17 protein-coding genes are annotated in these 16,617 nt (G+C 70.9%); 9 read left to right on the plus strand and 8 right to left on the minus strand.

Annotated features, from left to right (window positions below):
* Positions 1–235: 235 nt before the first annotated feature.
* Positions 236–1,192: a LysR family transcriptional regulator gene (locus tag ACFY3J_RS32290; RefSeq protein ID WP_384183361.1), complete on the minus strand. Its 957-nt coding sequence runs from the start codon at positions 1,190–1,192 to the stop codon at positions 236–238.
* Positions 1,193–1,299: 107 nt separating this feature from the next.
* Here ACFY3J_RS32290 and ACFY3J_RS32295 point away from each other — a divergent pair, with 107 nt between their 5' ends.
* The 6 genes from ACFY3J_RS32295 to ACFY3J_RS32320 are packed head-to-tail and all read left to right on the plus strand — an operon-like array spanning position 1,300 to position 8,051.
* Complete coding sequence (locus ACFY3J_RS32295; protein ID WP_384183358.1) at positions 1,300–2,172, plus strand: FAD binding domain-containing protein; 873 nt, start codon at positions 1,300–1,302, stop codon at positions 2,170–2,172.
* A gap of 1 nt (position 2,173) precedes the next feature.
* Positions 2,174–2,695, plus strand: a complete 522-nt coding sequence (locus ACFY3J_RS32300) for a (2Fe-2S)-binding protein (protein WP_384183355.1) — start codon at positions 2,174–2,176, stop codon at positions 2,693–2,695.
* The gene (locus ACFY3J_RS32305; protein WP_390842298.1) at positions 2,692–5,064 is read left to right on the plus strand and encodes an aerobic carbon-monoxide dehydrogenase large subunit; all 2,373 of its coding nucleotides are present in this window, start codon (positions 2,692–2,694) and stop codon (positions 5,062–5,064) included. The genes ACFY3J_RS32300 and ACFY3J_RS32305 overlap by 4 nt, the downstream gene beginning before the upstream one ends.
* A gap of 9 nt (positions 5,065–5,073) precedes the next feature.
* Positions 5,074–6,000, plus strand: a complete 927-nt coding sequence (locus tag ACFY3J_RS32310; RefSeq protein ID WP_384183349.1) for an XdhC family protein — start codon at positions 5,074–5,076, stop codon at positions 5,998–6,000.
* Positions 5,993–6,901, plus strand: a complete 909-nt coding sequence (locus ACFY3J_RS32315) for an AAA family ATPase (protein ID WP_384183346.1) — start codon at positions 5,993–5,995, stop codon at positions 6,899–6,901. The genes ACFY3J_RS32310 and ACFY3J_RS32315 overlap by 8 nt, the downstream gene beginning before the upstream one ends.
* Complete coding sequence (locus ACFY3J_RS32320) at positions 6,894–8,051, plus strand: VWA domain-containing protein (RefSeq protein ID WP_390842299.1); 1,158 nt, start codon at positions 6,894–6,896, stop codon at positions 8,049–8,051. Before ACFY3J_RS32315 ends, ACFY3J_RS32320 begins: the two co-directional genes overlap by 8 nt.
* A gap of 178 nt (positions 8,052–8,229) precedes the next feature.
* On the opposite strand, the gene ACFY3J_RS32325 is transcribed toward ACFY3J_RS32320, so the two are convergent.
* The 4 genes from ACFY3J_RS32325 to ACFY3J_RS32340 all read right to left on the minus strand — a co-directional run bounded on the left by ACFY3J_RS32325 (position 8,230) and on the right by ACFY3J_RS32340 (position 10,620).
* Positions 8,230–8,628: an iron chaperone gene (locus ACFY3J_RS32325; RefSeq protein WP_390842332.1), complete on the minus strand. Its 399-nt coding sequence runs from the start codon at positions 8,626–8,628 to the stop codon at positions 8,230–8,232.
* 142 nt (positions 8,629–8,770) lie between these two features.
* Positions 8,771–9,439, minus strand: a complete 669-nt coding sequence (locus ACFY3J_RS32330) for a glyoxalase (protein ID WP_390842300.1) — start codon at positions 9,437–9,439, stop codon at positions 8,771–8,773.
* A 5-nt stretch (positions 9,440–9,444) separates the two neighbouring features.
* Positions 9,445–9,975, minus strand: coding sequence for a helix-turn-helix transcriptional regulator (locus tag ACFY3J_RS32335; protein ID WP_390842301.1), 531 nt, complete (start codon positions 9,973–9,975; stop codon positions 9,445–9,447).
* Positions 9,976–10,209: 234 nt separating this feature from the next.
* A complete protein-coding gene (locus ACFY3J_RS32340) occupies positions 10,210–10,620 on the minus strand; it encodes a VOC family protein (RefSeq protein ID WP_141367730.1) in 411 nt (136 codons plus the stop codon).
* Between the two features lie 472 nt (positions 10,621–11,092).
* On the opposite strand from ACFY3J_RS32340, the gene asnB reads away from it, so the two are divergent.
* Positions 11,093–12,934 (plus strand): asparagine synthase (glutamine-hydrolyzing), encoded by a 1,842-nt coding sequence (asnB, locus tag ACFY3J_RS32345; RefSeq protein WP_390842302.1) that lies wholly within the window; start codon positions 11,093–11,095, stop codon positions 12,932–12,934.
* 139 nt (positions 12,935–13,073) lie between these two features.
* Here asnB and ACFY3J_RS32350 read toward each other — a convergent pair whose 3' ends face one another.
* From ACFY3J_RS32350 to ACFY3J_RS32360, 3 genes are read right to left on the minus strand one after another with little or no spacing between them, the layout of a single operon-like run.
* On the minus strand, positions 13,074–13,646 hold the full coding sequence (locus tag ACFY3J_RS32350) for a DUF6529 family protein (RefSeq protein WP_390842303.1): 573 nt from the start codon (positions 13,644–13,646) through the stop codon (positions 13,074–13,076).
* Complete coding sequence (locus tag ACFY3J_RS32355) at positions 13,646–14,152, minus strand: hypothetical protein (protein ID WP_390842305.1); 507 nt, start codon at positions 14,150–14,152, stop codon at positions 13,646–13,648. Before ACFY3J_RS32355 ends, ACFY3J_RS32350 begins: the two co-directional genes overlap by 1 nt.
* Positions 14,149–14,409, minus strand: coding sequence for a plastocyanin/azurin family copper-binding protein (locus ACFY3J_RS32360; protein WP_390842306.1), 261 nt, complete (start codon positions 14,407–14,409; stop codon positions 14,149–14,151). The genes ACFY3J_RS32355 and ACFY3J_RS32360 overlap by 4 nt, the downstream gene beginning before the upstream one ends.
* A 492-nt stretch (positions 14,410–14,901) precedes the next feature.
* On the opposite strand from ACFY3J_RS32360, the gene ACFY3J_RS32365 reads away from it, so the two are divergent.
* The gene (locus ACFY3J_RS32365) at positions 14,902–15,504 is read left to right on the plus strand and encodes a sigma-70 family RNA polymerase sigma factor (protein ID WP_384183322.1); all 603 of its coding nucleotides are present in this window, start codon (positions 14,902–14,904) and stop codon (positions 15,502–15,504) included.
* Positions 15,505–15,529: 25 nt separating this feature from the next.
* Positions 15,530–16,327: an anti-sigma factor family protein gene (locus tag ACFY3J_RS32370; RefSeq protein WP_384183319.1), complete on the plus strand. Its 798-nt coding sequence runs from the start codon at positions 15,530–15,532 to the stop codon at positions 16,325–16,327.
* Positions 16,328–16,617: the final 290 nt, after the last annotated feature.

A 16,617-nucleotide genomic window follows, 5' to 3' on the forward strand; every position in this document is an offset into this window, starting at 1 on the left:
GACCTCAGCTGGAATTTACCGAGGTAATTATTTGAAGAAGATTTGGGCTCGTTGGCAATGTGTGAGTGAGGTGGTGGGGATGCGTGGACCTGCGCCGCCCGGCGCGGGAGGCTGTGCGGCCGCCGGCAGTGCACGCGCTGGTGGAGGGCCGGGACCGGGTAGAGGTCGCGGCCCTGGCCCAGGTGTCGGTCGGAGCCGTGGACAACTTTCCGAGCCCCGCAGGAACCCTGCTCTCTCACGCGCCCCAGAGCGTGACGTACACCGGGGGCCGGAACCGGGAGGGCGGGACGCCCACGCCGGGCGCACGCATGATGCGGGTCGCTGCGGGCGTGTGCAGGAAGTGCAGGAACGCGTCGGTGGCCGGGGAACGATGCTCGGCCTGCAGGACGGTGGCGTGCCAGGTGGCGTCCGACGGCGTGGCCGGGGTCTCCAGTACGCGCAGCTCGTCACGCCGGATGCGGGGCGACACCAGGTGGGCCAACGCCGGTGCCACCCCCGCGCCCTCGGCGGCAGCCGCCCAGGTCGCGGCCTGGTTGGGGAACACCCACACGTGTCCTTCGGCCGCTCCGAGCCGACGTAGCAGCCGCCCGGAGTCCGCGTCCGGATCGGTCCCGGAGGAATCGACCAGCCACGACCACCGCGAAGGCGGACCGGGCGGCCGCGGCGACCTGGCGCCGATCACCACGACCAGCTGGGTGCGGAACAGTGGCTCGCTGACCAGTTCGCCCCCATGGCCGGCGCCGAGATACGGCCCGAGCGCGACATCGACCAGCCGGTTCTCGACCAGCACACGTATCTCGTTGCCGGCGGCCACCCCGAAGGAGGTCTCGGTCCGGTGCCCTGAGCGGCCGGCGAAAGCCTCCACGAGCGAGGGCAGTACGAACTCGGCCAGCGTGCTCGTGGCGACGACCCGCAGCTCGTCGGGCGCACCCCGTGCCGCCCGTACCGCCGCCTCGGCGTCCGCGCTCAGCGCGACCATCTGCGACGCGACCGGCAGCAGCCGCGCGCCCGCGGGCGTCAGACGCATCCCACCGGCGCCGGTGCGCCGGATGAGCGGATCGCTGTAGTGGGTGCGCAGCGCGGTGAGCGCCTGCGATACGGCGGACTCGCTCACGCCCAGGGCTCGCGCCGCGGCGCCGACCGAACCGAGCCTTGCGACCAGCACGAAGGTGCTGAGCTGTGTGACGGTCACTACCCGATTTTCCTGCGTTTGGACAGATAAGTGAATGCTTATCGACCCATTGCTCGGCCGGTGCGGAAGAGCGCAGCCTGAAGGGCACGGCGTTTCAGGAGGGCCCGATGCAGGTTCCAGCTGCCTTCCAGTACGAGACGGCAACCAGCGTTGAGCACGCGATCGAGCTGCTCACACGCTACGGCCCCGAGGCCCGGGTGGTGGCGGGCGGACACAGCCTGCTGCCGATGATGAAGCTGCGGCTGGCTCAGCCCGAAGCCCTGATCGACATCAACGGCCTCGGCGAGCTGGCGCTGATCCGGGTGGACGGGCACGACCTGGCCGTCGGAGCGATGGTCCGCCACGCGGAGCTGCTCGCCTCGCCGGTCGTCGGCGAGCACTTCCCCATCCTGCGGGACGCGGAACGGGTCATCGCCGATCCGCTCGTACGCAACCGCGGTACCGTGGGCGGCTCGCTGTGCCAGGCCGATCCGTCGGAGGACCTGTCCGCGGCGTTCTCGGCCCTGCGGGCGACCCTTGTCGTTCAGGGCCCCGGTGGCAGGCGCACCATCGGGATCAGGGAGTTCTTCCTCGGTCCGTACGAGACCGCGCTGGACGAAGCGGAGCTTCTGGTGGAGATCCGAGTGCCCATCCGTTCGCATGCCAGCGCCTACCGCAAGGTCGAGCGCCGGGTCGGCGACTGGGCCGTCGTCGCCGCGGGAGCGGTGCTGGAGATCTCCGGCGGGGTCATCACCGAGGCCGGGATCGGGCTGACCGCGGTGGGTGCCCCACGGTTCGTGTCCGAGCAGGCCGAGGACTTCCTGCGCGGCGGACGGCCGGACGACGAGGGCTTCGCGCAGGCAGGCCGGATCGCCGCGCGGGAGTGCAGGCCGACGGCCGACCAGCGCGGCCCGGTCGACTACAAGCGGCATCTGGCCGGGGAGCTCACCACGCGGGCGCTGCGCGTCGCCGCCGCACGTGCCCAGGGGGAGGAGGCGTGACATGAGGATCACCGTGACCGTGAACGGCGAGCAGTACACGAGGGACGTGGAGCCCAGGCTGCTGCTCGTGCACTTCCTGCGCGACGAACTCGGACTCACCGGCACCCACTGGGGCTGTGACACCTCCAACTGCGGGGTGTGCACCGTCTGGCTGGACGGGACGCCGGTCAAGTCCTGCACCGTGCTCGCGGTGATGGCCGACGGCCATGAGGTGCGGACCGTCGAGGGACTGGCGGACGGGACCGAACTCGATCCGGTGCAACAGGGATTCATCGCCTGCCACGGGCTGCAGTGCGGCTTCTGCACGCCGGGGATGATGATGACCGCCCGCTGGCTGCTCGACCACAACGCGGATCCGTCCGAGGAGGACATCCGGGAGGCCATCTCCGGACAGATGTGCCGCTGCACCGGTTACGAGAACATCGTGCGTTCCATCCGCTGGGCTGCCGAGCACGGAGGCGGGGCGCGGACCGCGGACGCGGCCACCGAGTCGGCGCCCGGCCGCGAGGAGGTGCGGGCATGACGACCACCGAGCAACGGCCGGTCGGTTTCGGACGGATGCCCCGCAAGGAGGACGCACGGTTCGTCCGCGGCCACGGGACCTACGTCGACGACGTACGGCTGCCCGGGATGCTGTACGGCGCGATCCTGCGCAGCCCGCTGGCGCACGCCCGGATCGTGTCCGTCGACACCAGCGCCGCCGAGGCGCACCCGAAGGTCAAGGCCGTGATCACCGGGGAGACCCTGGCCGGTCTGGGGCTGGCCTGGATGCCCACGCTCTCGTACGACACGCAGGCGGTGCTCGCCACCGACAAGGTGCGCTTCCAGGGCCAGGAGGTCGCCTTCGTCGTCGCCGAGGACCGCTACGCCGCCCGGGACGCCCTCGAGTTGATCGACGTGGAGTACGAACCGCTCCCCGCGGTCGTCGATGCCCGCCGGGCGCTCGACCCGGACGCGCCGGTGATCCGCGACGACAAGGACCAGCAGACCGACAACCACATCTTCGACTGGTCGGCGGGCGACAAGGAGCGAACCGACGAGGTCTTCGCGGCCGCCGACGTCGTGGTGGAGGAGGACATGCTCTACCCGCGGGTGCACCCGGCGCCGCTGGAGACCTGCGGCACCGTGGCGGACATGGACGCCATCACCGGGAAGCTGACGGTGTGGTCCACCACCCAGGCCCCACACGCCCACCGCACGATCTACGCGATGGTGGCGGGCATCCCGGAGCACAAGATCCGAATCATCTCCCCGGACATCGGGGGCGGCTTCGGCAACAAGGTCGGCATCTACCCCGGTTACGTGTGCGCGGTCGTCGGCTCGATCGTCACCGGCAAGCCGGTGAAGTGGGTGGAGGACCGCTCGGAGAACCTGATGAGCACCTCCTTCGCCCGTGACTACCACATGCACGGCGAGATCGCTGCGACGAAGGACGGGAAGATCCTGGGCCTGCGCGTCCATGTCATCGCCGATCACGGCGCGTTCAACGCCACCGCACAGCCCACGCAGTTCCCGGCCGGCTTCTTCGGCGTCTTCACCGGCTCGTACGACCTGGCCGCCGCGCACTGCGCCGTGACCGGCGTCTACACCAACAAGGCCCCCGGCGGCGTCGCCTACGCCTGCTCGTTCCGCGTCACCGAAGCCGTGTACCTGGTCGAACGGATGGTCGACGTGCTCGCGAACACGCTCGGCACGGACCCGGCCGAGCTGCGGATGCGCAACCTGCTGCGGCCCGGGCAGTTCCCGTACAGGACGCAGACGGGGTGGGAGTACGACTCCGGCGACTACCCGCGCGCCCTGCGGCTGGCCATGGACATCGCGCACTACGAGGACCTGCGCCGGGAGCAGACCGAAAAACGCCGGCGCGGCGAGCTGATGGGCATCGGGGTCAGCTTCTTCACCGAGGCTGTCGGCGCGGGCCCGCGCAAGCAGATGGACATCCTGGGACTGGGCATGGCCGACGGTGCCGAGCTGCGGGTCCACCCGACCGGCAAGGCCGTCCTGCGTATCTCCGTGCAGACCCAGGGGCAGGGCCACGAGACGACGTTCGCGCAGATCGTCGCCGAGGAGCTGGGCATCCCGCCCGAGGACGTCGAGGTGGTGCACGGCGACACCGACCAGACCCCGTTCGGGCTCGGCACCTACGGATCCCGCTCGACGCCGGTGTCCGGAGCCGCGGCCGCCTTGGTCGCCCGCAAAGTGCGCGAACGCGCGAAGATCGTCGCCTCCGCGATGCTCGAGGTGAGCCCGGACGACCTGGAATGGGAGAAGGGCCGGTGGTACGTCACGGGCGACCCCGACCAAGGACGGACGATGGCCGAGATCGCGCTCGCCGCACACTCCAACCTGGAACTCCCGGAGGGGGTCGAGGGCCACCTGGACGCGACCTGCGTCTACAACCCGCCGAACCTGACCTTCCCGTTCGGCGCATACATATGTGTCGTCGACGTGGACGCGGACACCGGCCAGGTGAAGGTCCGCCGGTTCATCGCCGTGGACGACTGCGGCAACCGGATCAACCCCATGATCGTCGAAGGTCAGGTGCACGGCGGACTCGCCGACGGCCTCGGCATGGCGCTCATGCAGGTGATCGCCTTTGACGAGGACGGCAACTGCCTCGGCGGGTCGTTCATGGACTACCTCCTGCCCACCTCGGTCGAATGCCCCTCGTGGGAGCTCGGCGAGACCGTCACCCCCTCCCCGCACCACCCCGTCGGGGCAAAGGGCGTCGGCGAGTCCGCAACGGTGGGCTCGCCCGCCGCGGTGGTCAACGCCGTGGTTGACGCGTTGAAGCCGCTTGGCGTACGCCATGTCGACATGCCGCTGACGCCCGCCGCGGTGTGGCGGGCCGCCCAGGGCCGACCGCTGCGCACCGACATGGCCATCACCTGAGGCCCCGTGATGACGAACACCGAACTGCTGACCCGCGCGGACGAGCTCCGGCACGGCCGTACCCCATTCGTCCTGGCCACCGTCGTCCACGTGGAACGGCCCACGAGCGCCAAGCCCGGGGACAGCGCACTCGTGCTGCCCGACGGCACCGTCGAGGGCTTCGTGGGCGGCAGCTGCGCCGAGACGACGGTGCAGCTGCAGGGCCTGCGCGTACTGCGGACCGGCGAGTCGCTGCTGCTGAGAATCACGCCCGGCGCGGACACCGGCGCCGAAGGCCCGCAGGAGCCTGCCGAAGGCCTGGTCACGGTGGCCAATCCCTGCCTGTCGGGCGGGACGCTCGACATCTTCCTGGAGGCCAACCTCCCTCCGGCGCTGGCGTACGTCTACGGACACGCCCCCATCGCCCGCGCTCTGCTCGACCTCGGTCGTGTGCTCGGCCTCGACGCCCGACCGGCCTCGCCCGGGAAGCCGCTGCCGCCTGATCTGGACGTCGTCGTCATCGCCACGCACGGCCGCGACGAGGAGACCGTACTGATCGAGGCCGCACGCGCCGGGGTCCCGTACATCGGGCTCGTGGCCGGCCCGAAGCGCGGCGCGGCGGTGCTCACCGCACTGGATCTCACCGAGGAACAACGCGCGCGCATTCACACCCCGGCCGGACTGGACATCGGTGCGCGGACTCCGGCGGAGATCGCGCTGTCGGTGTACGCCGAGATCATCGCACTGCGGCCGCAGGCGGCCCGAGCCGCGCGCCCCGGAGCCGAATCCGCCGCGCCGCGGACCCCGGCCGAGGACGTGGATCCCGTGTGCGGCATGACCGTGGCGATCACATCGGACACCCTCGCACTGGACCGGGCCGGCAGCAGGGTGTACTTCTGCGGGCCGGGGTGCCGGCACGCCTTCGCCGACGACCCCTTCCGTTACGCGCATGCCTGACCTCGACCCCCTCGTACCCGATGTTCCCGCCCTGCGCTCGCACCTCGACACGGTCGGCTACCTGGCCGACGACGCTCTGGCCACGGCGCTGCTGCTGGCCGTGCGCATGCGGCAACCCATCCTGCTGGAGGGCGAGCCCGGCGTCGGCAAGACCGAGGCGGCCCGCGCGCTCGCCGCCGTGCTCGACACCCCGCTGATCCGGCTTCAGTGCTACGAGGGACTGTCCTCGGCCGAGGCCCTCTACGAGTGGAACTACCCACGGCAACTACTGGCCATCCGGCTGGCCGAGTCCCGCGGGGAGCCCCTGCGGGACGCCGATCTGTTCACCGAGGACTACCTGCTGCCACGGCCGCTGCTTGCCGCGATCTGCCACCCGGGACCACGGCCGGCGGTGCTGCTCGTCGACGAGGTGGACCGCGCCGACGACGAGTTCGAGGCGTTCCTGCTGGAACTGCTCGCGGACGCCGCGGTCACCATCCCCGAACTCGGCACCCGGACGGCTGTGGTGCCGCCGGTGGCGGTACTGACCTCCAACCGCACCCGTGATCTGCACGACGCGCTCAAACGCCGCTGCCTCTACCACTGGATCGACTACCCGGACACCGCACGAGTCGCCGCGATCATCCGCAGACGGGTACCGGAGTCGGCCGAGTGGCTGGCGGAGCGCGTGGCGCGCGGGGTGGCGCGCCTGCGTGCCCGCCAGGAACTCACCAAGCCGCCCGGCATCGCCGAGGCGATCGACTGGGCGGGCGCGCTGCACACGCTGGGCTTCTCCGTTCTCGACGCCGACGCCGCCGACCGCACCCTGGGGGCGGTCCTCAAGTACGCCGAGGACCTGGAGGCCGTGCGCCGGACCGGACTGGCGGAGCTGGTCGACGCGGAGGCCCGCTCCGATGGATGACCTGCCTGAACTGCCTGAACTGGTCGCCTCGTTCACCGCCGCCCTGCACGAGGCGGGGATCGCGGCGGGCCCCGACCGTACCCGGAGTTTCGCTCGGGCGCTCACCCTGCTGGCGCCGTCGACGACGCGCGAACTGCGGCACTGCGCGCTCGCCACCCTGGTGTCGGACCCCGAGCAGATCGAACTGTTCGACAGGGTCTTCCACGAGGTCTTCGGCGGCCCGGCCGACCGCGGGGCACAGCGCGGGCAACCCGGCGACCCGCCCCGATCGCTCCCGAAAACCGTTCCCGGCCGCGTCCCCGGCACCCGGAAGGACACAGCGGACGGACGAGGCCGGGATGCCGACGCACAGCCGCGGACGGCTCCCGTGCCCCTCGCCGCCAGTCCGCTCGACCGTCTCGCGGGCCGCGACTTCGCGGACCTGTCCGCCGAGGAACTGGCGCGGCTCTCCGAGGTGATGCGCACCCTCGTGCTGCGCACTCCGACCCGGCCGTCCCGCCGACGCCGCACAGCGCACCACGGTACGCGCATCGACGTGCGCCGCACTCTCTCCGCCAGCCGGCGAACCGGCGGATACCCGCTGCGGCTGCACCGCTTCGCGCCCCGCGACCGCCCCCGCGACCTCATCGTGCTCTGCGACATCTCCGGATCGATGGAGCCCTATGCCCGCGCGATGCTCCAACTGCTCTACTGTGCCGCCCGTGCCACCCGCGCCGAAGTCTTCACCTTCGCCACCCGGCTCACACGCCTCACGCCCGTCCTGCGGCGGGGCGGGCCGGACGACGCCCTGGCACGGGCCGGACGGGCGGCTCCGGACTGGTCCGGGGGCACCCGGATAGCGGACTGCCTGGCGGAGTTCAACGAGCGGTTCGGCCGGCGCGGCATGGCGTACGGCGCCGTGGTCACCCTCATCTCCGACGGCTGGGACACCGGCGTGCCCGCCGACCTCGCCACCCAGATGGCGCGACTGTCCCGGGTCGCCTACCGCGTCGTATGGGTAAACCCGCGCACGGCAAGCCCGCGCTACCGTCCGCTGGTGGCCGGCATGGCTGCGGCACTGCCCTACTGCGACGCCGTCGTCAGCGCCCACAACCTCGCGGCCCTGGACGACTTCACCGCCGCGCTCTACGCCCGGCGCCGCCGCCGATGACTCCGCACCCTGCCCGTCCCGTGCCCGTTGTCCGCGACGCGGCACGGCGGGACGCGGAAACGGGGACGCCGGCCGCATGCTCGCCGAGCGCGGGGCCCAGGTGGTGGGCGTCGAGCTGACGGATGGCATGGCCTCATTCGCCCGTGGGAAGGAAGCCGCGGTTCCGCCCCGGTTGGCCTCAGCCCACCGCCTTCTTGACGAGCGTCCTGATGCGCTGTTCGTCGGCTGCGGTCAGCTCCGCCAGGGCGTAGGCGGTCGGCCACATGGCGCCGTCGTCGAGAGCCGCCTGGTCGCTGAATCCGAGCGTGGCATACCTCGACTTGAACTTCTGCGCGCTCTGGAAGTGGCAGATGACCTTGCCGTCTCTGGCGTAGGCGGGCATCCCGTACCAGAGCTTGGGTGTGAGGTCCGGAGCGGCGGCCTTGACGACGGCGTGGATCCGCTCGGCGAGGACCCGGTCCGCCTCCGGCATCTCGGCGATCTTCGCAAGCACGTCCCGCTCCGCAGCCGCCTCCTTCTCAGCCCGCGAACCGCGCCGCGACACCGTCCGCTTCTGCTCCTGCGCGTGCTCCTTCATCGCGGCCCGCTCCTCGGCAGTGAACCCGTTGTACCCCTCGGCGTCCGTGCCGGAGTTCTCGGCAGACGACTTCGTGTGCTGCACGGCAGATTTCCTCTCGTTCAGGGATGAGGCAGGTCGTGGCGGGAGTTCAGGTCCGGAGTTAGGCCAGTGCAGACGCCGTGGACGGCGCGGGGGTGCGCGACGTGGCGGCTTCCCAGGCGAATCCGTCAGGGTCGGTGAAGGGGCCGGCGGTGCTGCCGAGGACGATGCGGTGCGAGCCGGCGCCGTCGGCGGGGACGCCGAGGTCCTTGGCCAGGCCGCGGCGCTTGTACAGTGCCAGCTTGACGGGGCTGGTCTCGTCGGAGGCGAACTCGGCGTACTTGCCGCCGAAGCTCCTGGCCACGGTCAGGCCCCGGCCGACGTAGAACTGCTTGCTGACCTTCACGTCCTCGACACCGAGCAGGAGGACGATCTCGTCGATCTCGCGGGTGGCTGGGCCGGTGTCCTTCTTCGCCGAGGTCGCGACCTTCCAGATCGTCCCGTCCGGGGCCTGGACGACGCCGCCGTAGCCCCACAGCGACTTCGCGGCGGGCTTCAGCACCGTGGCGCCGGCGTCCACGGCGGCGCCGAGGAAGCTGTCGACGGTGGCGGGCCGGGACACCGTGAGCGCCAGGGTGAAGCCACGGAATCCGGCGGAGTGCGCCTCGGACGCCCGTAGGCGTACGTGCGTGTCCACTCCGAAGGCCGTGCAGAAGCGGTGGGCGGCCTCCGGGTCGGCCACCTCGAGGGTGACGGATGCGACGGACGTGTGGGATGCGGTGGTTGCCATGGCCATCACGCTAGAGGCAGCTCGGCGGCCGGGGCTTCTCGATTCCTGACCGGTCTCGTCACCTGCTTCGCCACACACGCCGGCATCCCCTCCACGGTGACCGCGGGCCCCGCATCACCGGCCGTACTCGCGGCATCGGCACGGTCGGCCGCCACGCCCGCCGCATCCGCCGCGCGGCGCCGGAAAGCCCCGGGCGACATGCCGACCAGCTCGGTGAAGCGGGTGGTGAACGTGCCCAGCGACGCGCAGCCGACCGCGAAGCAGACCTCGGTGACGCTGAGGTCGCCCCGCCGCAGCAGCGCCGTCGCGCGCTCGATGCGACGCGTCATCAGGTACGCGTACGGCGACTCACCGTAGGCGGCCCGGAACTGCCGGCTGAGGTGCCCGGCGGACATGTTCACCCCGCGGGCCAGCGCCTCCACGTTCAGCGGCTGCGCGTACTCCCTGTCGATCCGGTCGCGGACGCGCCGGAGCCGCGCGAGGTCGGTCAAGCGCTGCGCCTCGACGCGTGCGCGCCGCCACTCGGGATGACACATGGGACAACTCCCCCTTCTTTCCTCTTCCATCGACGCCTGCCGGCGCCTGGGATGCCTGCTGGGGCAGGCACCCCAGGCGCTCGGTGATGCGGGCCGGCCCACTGGCGCCGGCCAAGGCTGCGGACGCGGCCCTGGTGCACGGCCGGCAGCGCGGGCGCCTCTGCGATGGTGCGCCGTGTTCCTGGCAGATGGTCGCGTTGCCGGCCCGCGAGGCCGCGTCGATGGCCGCGCGGCTCAGCGAAGCTCCTGGATGCGAACCAGGTTGCCCGCGGGGTCGCGGAAGGCGCAGTCACGGATGCCGTACGGCTGCTCGGTCGGCTCCTGGACGACCTCGGTGTCACCGGCCTGTACCTTCTCGAACGTGGCGTCGAGGTCAGGGGTGGCCAGCAGGATCCAGCCGTAGGTGCCTTTCGCCATCATCTCGGTGATGGTACGGCGCTCGTCCTCGGTGACTCCCGGGTCGGCGGCCGGCGGCGCCAGGAGGAGGGACGTGTCGGGCTGACCGGCCGGGCCGACCGTGATCCAGCGCATCCTGCCCTGCCCGACGTCGCTGCGGACCTCGAAGCCGAGAACGTCGCGGTAGAAGGCGAGGGACGCGTCCGGGTCGTCGTGCGGCAGGTAACTCGTGTGAATGGTGATGTCCATGGCGAGCAGGCTAGGGCCCGCTCCGTGCCTCGCGCTTCTCGATTCCTGATATCCGGCGGTGGATCCAGGACAAGGGCGAGGGACCGTCGGTGCGGCAGCTTGCCCACGCTGTCTGGATGCGTAACACCACGTTCGTCGCCTATCACCGCGCTCGTCGCTCATCACCTGGCCAACCTGTAACGGTCCGCAGGACAACATCGCGATGGAGACCGCCGTGCAACCCCGGCGGCACCGATGCCAAGGCCTTCACCAAGCTGGACATCCGCGCAGGAATGCCCCGGCGGGGGCTGCGAACACTCGCGGCACGAGCCACCTTGCCGCCTCCCGCATACGTGGCGATACCCAGGGACCGTCCCCGCGCCGCAGCCCGTCCGCCCGTGCGAGCTGCGCCGGTCGGCGGTCCTTGTTACGGTCCTGTAGGGGGTGCCATCCACGGTGCTGGATGCTTCTCCACGGCAAGGAGCGCCACCTCATGTGCGGAATCTCCGGTTGGGTGTCCTACCAGCGCGACCTGCGACCGGAACGCCCCACCGTCGAAGCCATGAACGCCACGATGGCCTGCCGCGGACCGGACGCACAGGGCCTCTGGCTCGACACGCACGCCGCTCTGGGCCACCGTCGGCTCGCCATCATCGACCTGCCCGGCGGCGTCCAGCCGATGAGTGAGCACACCCCGGACGGCGATGTCGTGCTGGTGTACTCGGGAGAGGCGTACAACTACACCGAGTTGCGTGGCGAGCTGCGCCACCGCGGCCATTCCTTCCACACCGACAGCGACACCGAGGTCGTACTGCGGGGCTACCTGGAGTGGGGGGCCGACCTTCCCGAGCACCTCAACGGCATGTTCGCCTTCGCCGTCTGGGACGGACGGACAGACCAGCTGCTGCTGATCCGCGACCGCATGGGTATCAAGCCCCTGTACTACTTCGCCACCGACGACGGCGTACTGTTCGGCTCCGAACCCAAAGCCATCCTGGCCAACCCCGTCGTACCCCGCACCGTCGGCCTCGACGGGCTGCGCGAACTGTTCTCCATGGCCAAGACCCCCGGCCACGCCATCTGGGCGGGAATGCGGGAAGTGGAGCCCGGCACCGTGGTGACCGTCGAGCGCGCCGGCCTGCGCACCCGTCCGTACTGGCAGCTCAGCGCCGCCGAGCACACCGATACCCGGCAGGACACCATCGCGCGGGTGCGCGAGTTGCTGGAGGACACCGTGCGCCGCCAGCTGGTCTCGGACGTGCCGCGGTGCGTCCTGCTCTCGGGCGGCCTGGACTCCAGTGCCATCACCGCACTGGCAGCGCGGCAACTCCGCGGAAAGGAAACCGTCCGCAGCTTCGCCGTCGACTTCGTCGGCCAGAGCGAGAACTTCATCCCCGACGACCTGCGCGCGACGCCGGACACGCCGTACGTCCACGACGTCGTCCGGCACGTGGGCACCGACCATCAGGACATCGTCCTCGATCCCGAGGGCCTCGCGGATCCGAACGTCCGCGCCGCCGCCGTTCGCGCCCGTGACCTGCCCCTGGGCCTGGGCGACATGGACCAGTCACTGCTGCTGCTGTTCCGGGCGATCCGCGAGCACTCCACGGTGGCCCTGTCCGGGGAGTCCGCCGACGAGGTCTTCGGCGGCTACGCGTGGTTCCACGACCCTGCCGCTCGGGACGCCGGCACCTTCCCCTGGCTGGCGGCGATGGAACGCCAGCATGGCCGGGGCGGCAGTTCGCTGCTAGATCCGGAACTGCGGGAACGACTGGACCTGCCCGGCTACCTCGCCCAGCGGTACGAGGAGGCCATGGTCCAGGTACCGCGCCTGGACAGCGAGAAGGACCCCCTCGAACGCCGGATGCGGGAAGTGTGCTATCTCCACCTCACCCGCTTCGTCCGCATGCTCCTGGACCGCAAGGACCGCCTCAGCATGGCCACCGGTCTGGAGGTCCGCGTTCCGTTCTGCGACCACCGCCTGGTCGAGTACGTCTTCAACACCCCGTGGTCGATGAAGACCTTCGACGGCCGAGAGAAGAGCCTCCTGAGGGCGGCCACCTCGGAACTCCTGCCGCGGTCAGTCGCGGAGCGGGTCAAAAGCCCCTATCCCTCCACTCAGGACCCCGCCTACGTGACGGAACTGCAGACCCAGGTCCGCGAACTGCTGACGGCGGACAACAGCCCCGCCCTCGACCTCCTCGACCGCACCCGGCTGCAGCAGATCACCACCGCCGAACCCGGGGACGTCACCACCGGCGAGCGCAACGGCCTCGAACGCACCCTCGACCTCGCCGTCTGGGCCGGCCTCGAAGACCCCACCCTCACCCTCTGAGACCGGCGGACGGCATCCCCGGGACCGTGAGCGGTTCGGTTCAGTCACACCTCCGGCGGTGCCGTCGGAGCTGCCGCAGTCCCTCGCGTTCGGCGCGGCCGGTGCGTCCCAGCTGCCGAGGTGACGCCCGCGGGCACGGTCAGAAGCCGGGGGCGGAGCCGGCGAAGAACCACAAGGCGGCTGTGTACCACATCACCGCGATGGCGGTGACCAGGGCGCCGCCGGCGGCCGGAAGCGCCCAACCGGGCAGTCGGCGGCTGTGTACCACCAGCACCTTGGCGACGAACGCGCCGTACAGGACGCAGCCCGTGATGGAGTGCACCGCCACTCGGCTGCTCGTGAACTCGACTCCGTAGGCGGTGATGCAGTGGTAGGCGATGGGCAGCGAGAGCAGAAAGGCAAGGAGGCCGATGAGCCGGTGTGCGGGGTGCACCCGGTGCGGTGCGGCCCTCACTCCCGGTAGGCGTCGGTACATCCACAGCCCGAGGAGCAGTTGGACGACCGCGAGTGCCATCAGAGCGCTGCCCAAACGCGCCTTGAGATCGTTGACGCCGACGCCGTGCCGTCCGAACAGGCCGCTGGTGTAGTCGGGGGTGTGCGTGCGGCCGAACGCATAGACCCCCACCGCGACCGCGACCGGCAGCAAAGCAGCCAAGAAGCCCGCCACCGTTCGTGCGGGACGCCGGATCCGCGCGCCCGTGGGCCCGGTCATCAGTCCCCAATCAATCGGGTTCGACCTTGCTGCCGGATGCGTGTACGACGTGCCACTGTGGCGCCGGGCGCGCTGTTTTCCCCGCCGTGGGTGTGACCGGCCGTCGTGTTACCCGCGAGGCGGTGCGGCTTTCCGAGCGTGCCCTTCCCGAAGGTCTGCCGGTAGGCGCGTCCCGCGTCGCCCATGGAGTCGTGCTCGCCGGGCACGGTGAAGACGCACTCTGTCATGTTGGCCGGACCCTGGAATCCGAGATGGCTGTCGGAGACCTGCATGAACCGCAGCGCCCCGCTTTCCACGGCCGCGGCCCCGGCGACCCCCGTGGCGTTGCTGTCCCGGAATTCGGCGATGTGGCTGATCACCTCCCCGCTGGCCACGGTCAGCACCACGAGGTCCCCGAACCAGCCTGTGCGCCTCATGAGTTGGCATCGAGTCATACCGTTTTCGGTATCGGGTCGACCGGCGTCGTCGGCCGGTGCTCCGCCGTGACTGTCGTAGTGGTCGCTCATCGGGTCACCTCCACAGTGGTGGTCATGAACGGGTGGATGGTGCAGCGGTAGGAATGGGTGCCGGGCTGTATGAACTGGTGGCTGTAGGCGGCGGGAGTGGCCAGGGCGGCCGAATGGAGCGGGCCGCCCGATCCGGCGCTGGTGACGGTGTGGGCGTCGGTGACCTGGTTGGTCCAGGTCACCGTCGTGCCCGCTTTGACCTTCGGCGTGGCCGGGGAGAACGCGAAGTTCTTGATCTCCGCGGCGTTCCCGGCCACCGGAGCGGCCCCCTTGGCGCCGGGCATCCCTGCCGTCTGGTGATGACCCGGACCGGGTGTGAGGGTGCAAGCTCCGGCGGCCGAGGAATGCGACGACTGGCCGCATGAGCCGAGGAGCCCCAGCGCGCCGGCAGTGGCGATGATGGCGACAGCCAGCCTGCGTGGTGTGTCTCGGTCACCTCTGATCCATCCTTTGCCGCGGGGGGAATCGATGAGGAATTGCGCGTAAGTCGGCTCTCGCCCGGCTCCACGGACGGCGGGGGTCCCACGGTTCGGCGGATACGCACTTTTGTGAGACCTCTTGGTATCACCGCAGATCAGCCGGCCTTCCGGGCGCCGCGCACGCTTGGCCCTGGCGGTGCCGCGCACGCTTGGCCCTGGCGGTGCCGCAAGACCCGGCGGGGACGCCACGCCCACGACGCTCACAGAGCGACACCTGCACCCTTTCGTGCGTTACAGGACAAAGCAGTACATGTGCGCGATGATCGGCCTATGCCCTGGAGTTCCCGAAAACATGGCCCGCGGACCGATCCGGATCGCTCCGCGGACCGTGTCTCTGGTAAAGGGACCCTTTCGACCGCAGATGAGGAACTGCTGCGCACCCTGTACGCGGAGCACGCAGGAGCCCTGTTCCACTACGTACTGCGACTGACCTCGGGAGATTGGCAATGGGCGGAGGACGTGGTGCAGGAGACACTGCTCCGGGCGTGGCAGCATCCCGCCGCGTTCGATCCCGCGCGAGGCCCGGCCCGGGCATGGCTGTGCACGGTCGCCCGGCACCTGGTCATCGATGCCCACCGGGCCCGGCAGGCCAGGCCGGCCGAGGCCGGCGGCGAGGCGCTGGAGCGTGCCGCCGAGCAGAAATCGGGCGAGGACGAGATCGAGCAGGCGCTGCAGAGCTGGGCGGTGGCCGACGCCCTGCGGACGCTGTCCCCGGACCACCGCGCCGTCCTGCTGGAGACGTACTACCGGGGCCGGACCATGACGGAGGCAGCGCGGGTGCTGGGCATTCCGCTGGGCACCGTGAAGTCGCGGACGTACTACGCCCTGCACGCCCTGCGGTTGGCGCTCCAGGAACGGGGGATCGAGCCATGACCGTGGCGTGCAGGAGGTGGCGACCATGAGCGCGAAGCACGAAGACCTCCGGCTGGCGCTCGGAGCATGCGTCCTGGGCACGCTGCCCTTGGCGGAAGCGGAGCGGGTGCGCGCCCACCTCGCGGAATGCGCCGAGTGCCAGGCTGAACACGCCCAGCTGACGAGACTGCCCGCGCTGCTGGCGACGGTGACCCCGGCGGAAGCCGCAGGCCGGACGGTGCCGGCGGCCGACGGTAACCTGGCCGACCGGCTGGTGGCACGGGCAGCCGAGAGCGCGCAGGGCTCCTCGCCCGAACGGCACGCCGTGCCCGCCGTGCCCGCGGTGTCGCGGGCGGCGGAGGGAGGTGTGCTGGAGAAACTGCTCCAGCAGGCCGCGACCCGGCGCCGCAGGACCTGGCGTCTGCAACTGGCCGGCGCAGCCGCCTCACTGGCGTTCGTCGCGGCAGCGGCCAGTGGCACATGGCTGGCGGCCATCGGCACAGTGGGCAGCGTGGCGTCGCCGCCCGGGCCGACCGCGCCCACGACCTGGCGCACCGTCTCCGGAAGCGATCCCACCACCGGGGTCTCCGCCTCGGTGAAGGTCTCACCCTCTGCCTGGGGCAGTGTCCTGCAGGTCTCCGCCAAGGGGGCACCCGCCGGAATCACCTGCCGGCTGCAGGCGGTCGGGCCCGGCGGAGCCAGGGCGGACGGCGCCACCTGGCGGGCAGGCGAGTACCCTCCCGGCACCACGATCCCTGGGGCGGTTGCCATGGACTCCGGGGCCATCGAGCACTTCGAGATCCTCGCAGGCAACGGCCAGAAGCTGGTCACTATCCGGGCGTGAGGCGAGGCCGGGGTCGTCATGTCACTGGGCCGGCCTGGCGGGGAACTTCTTCGTGCCGTCCGCGCCGACCGGGACGACCGGTGTGCGCGGGAAGGACGAGGCGTCCCAGTGACATGACGACAACTGCCGGGTGTGAGCGCACGGCGGCACAAGAGCCAAGAAGACGTCGCCGCCGAAGGGCTGGGACGTCGAAGCGGATGCCACCGGCAGGAAAAAAACCACCTCGCGGTCGGGCTGATCGACGTTCGTCCGGCTCCGCGGTGCGACGTTCCCGCAGGGTCGTCCGGACG

The sequence above is a fragment of the Streptomyces sp. NPDC001231 genome (assembly GCF_042896885.1).
Lineage (GTDB): Bacteria > Actinomycetota > Actinomycetes > Streptomycetales > Streptomycetaceae > Streptomyces.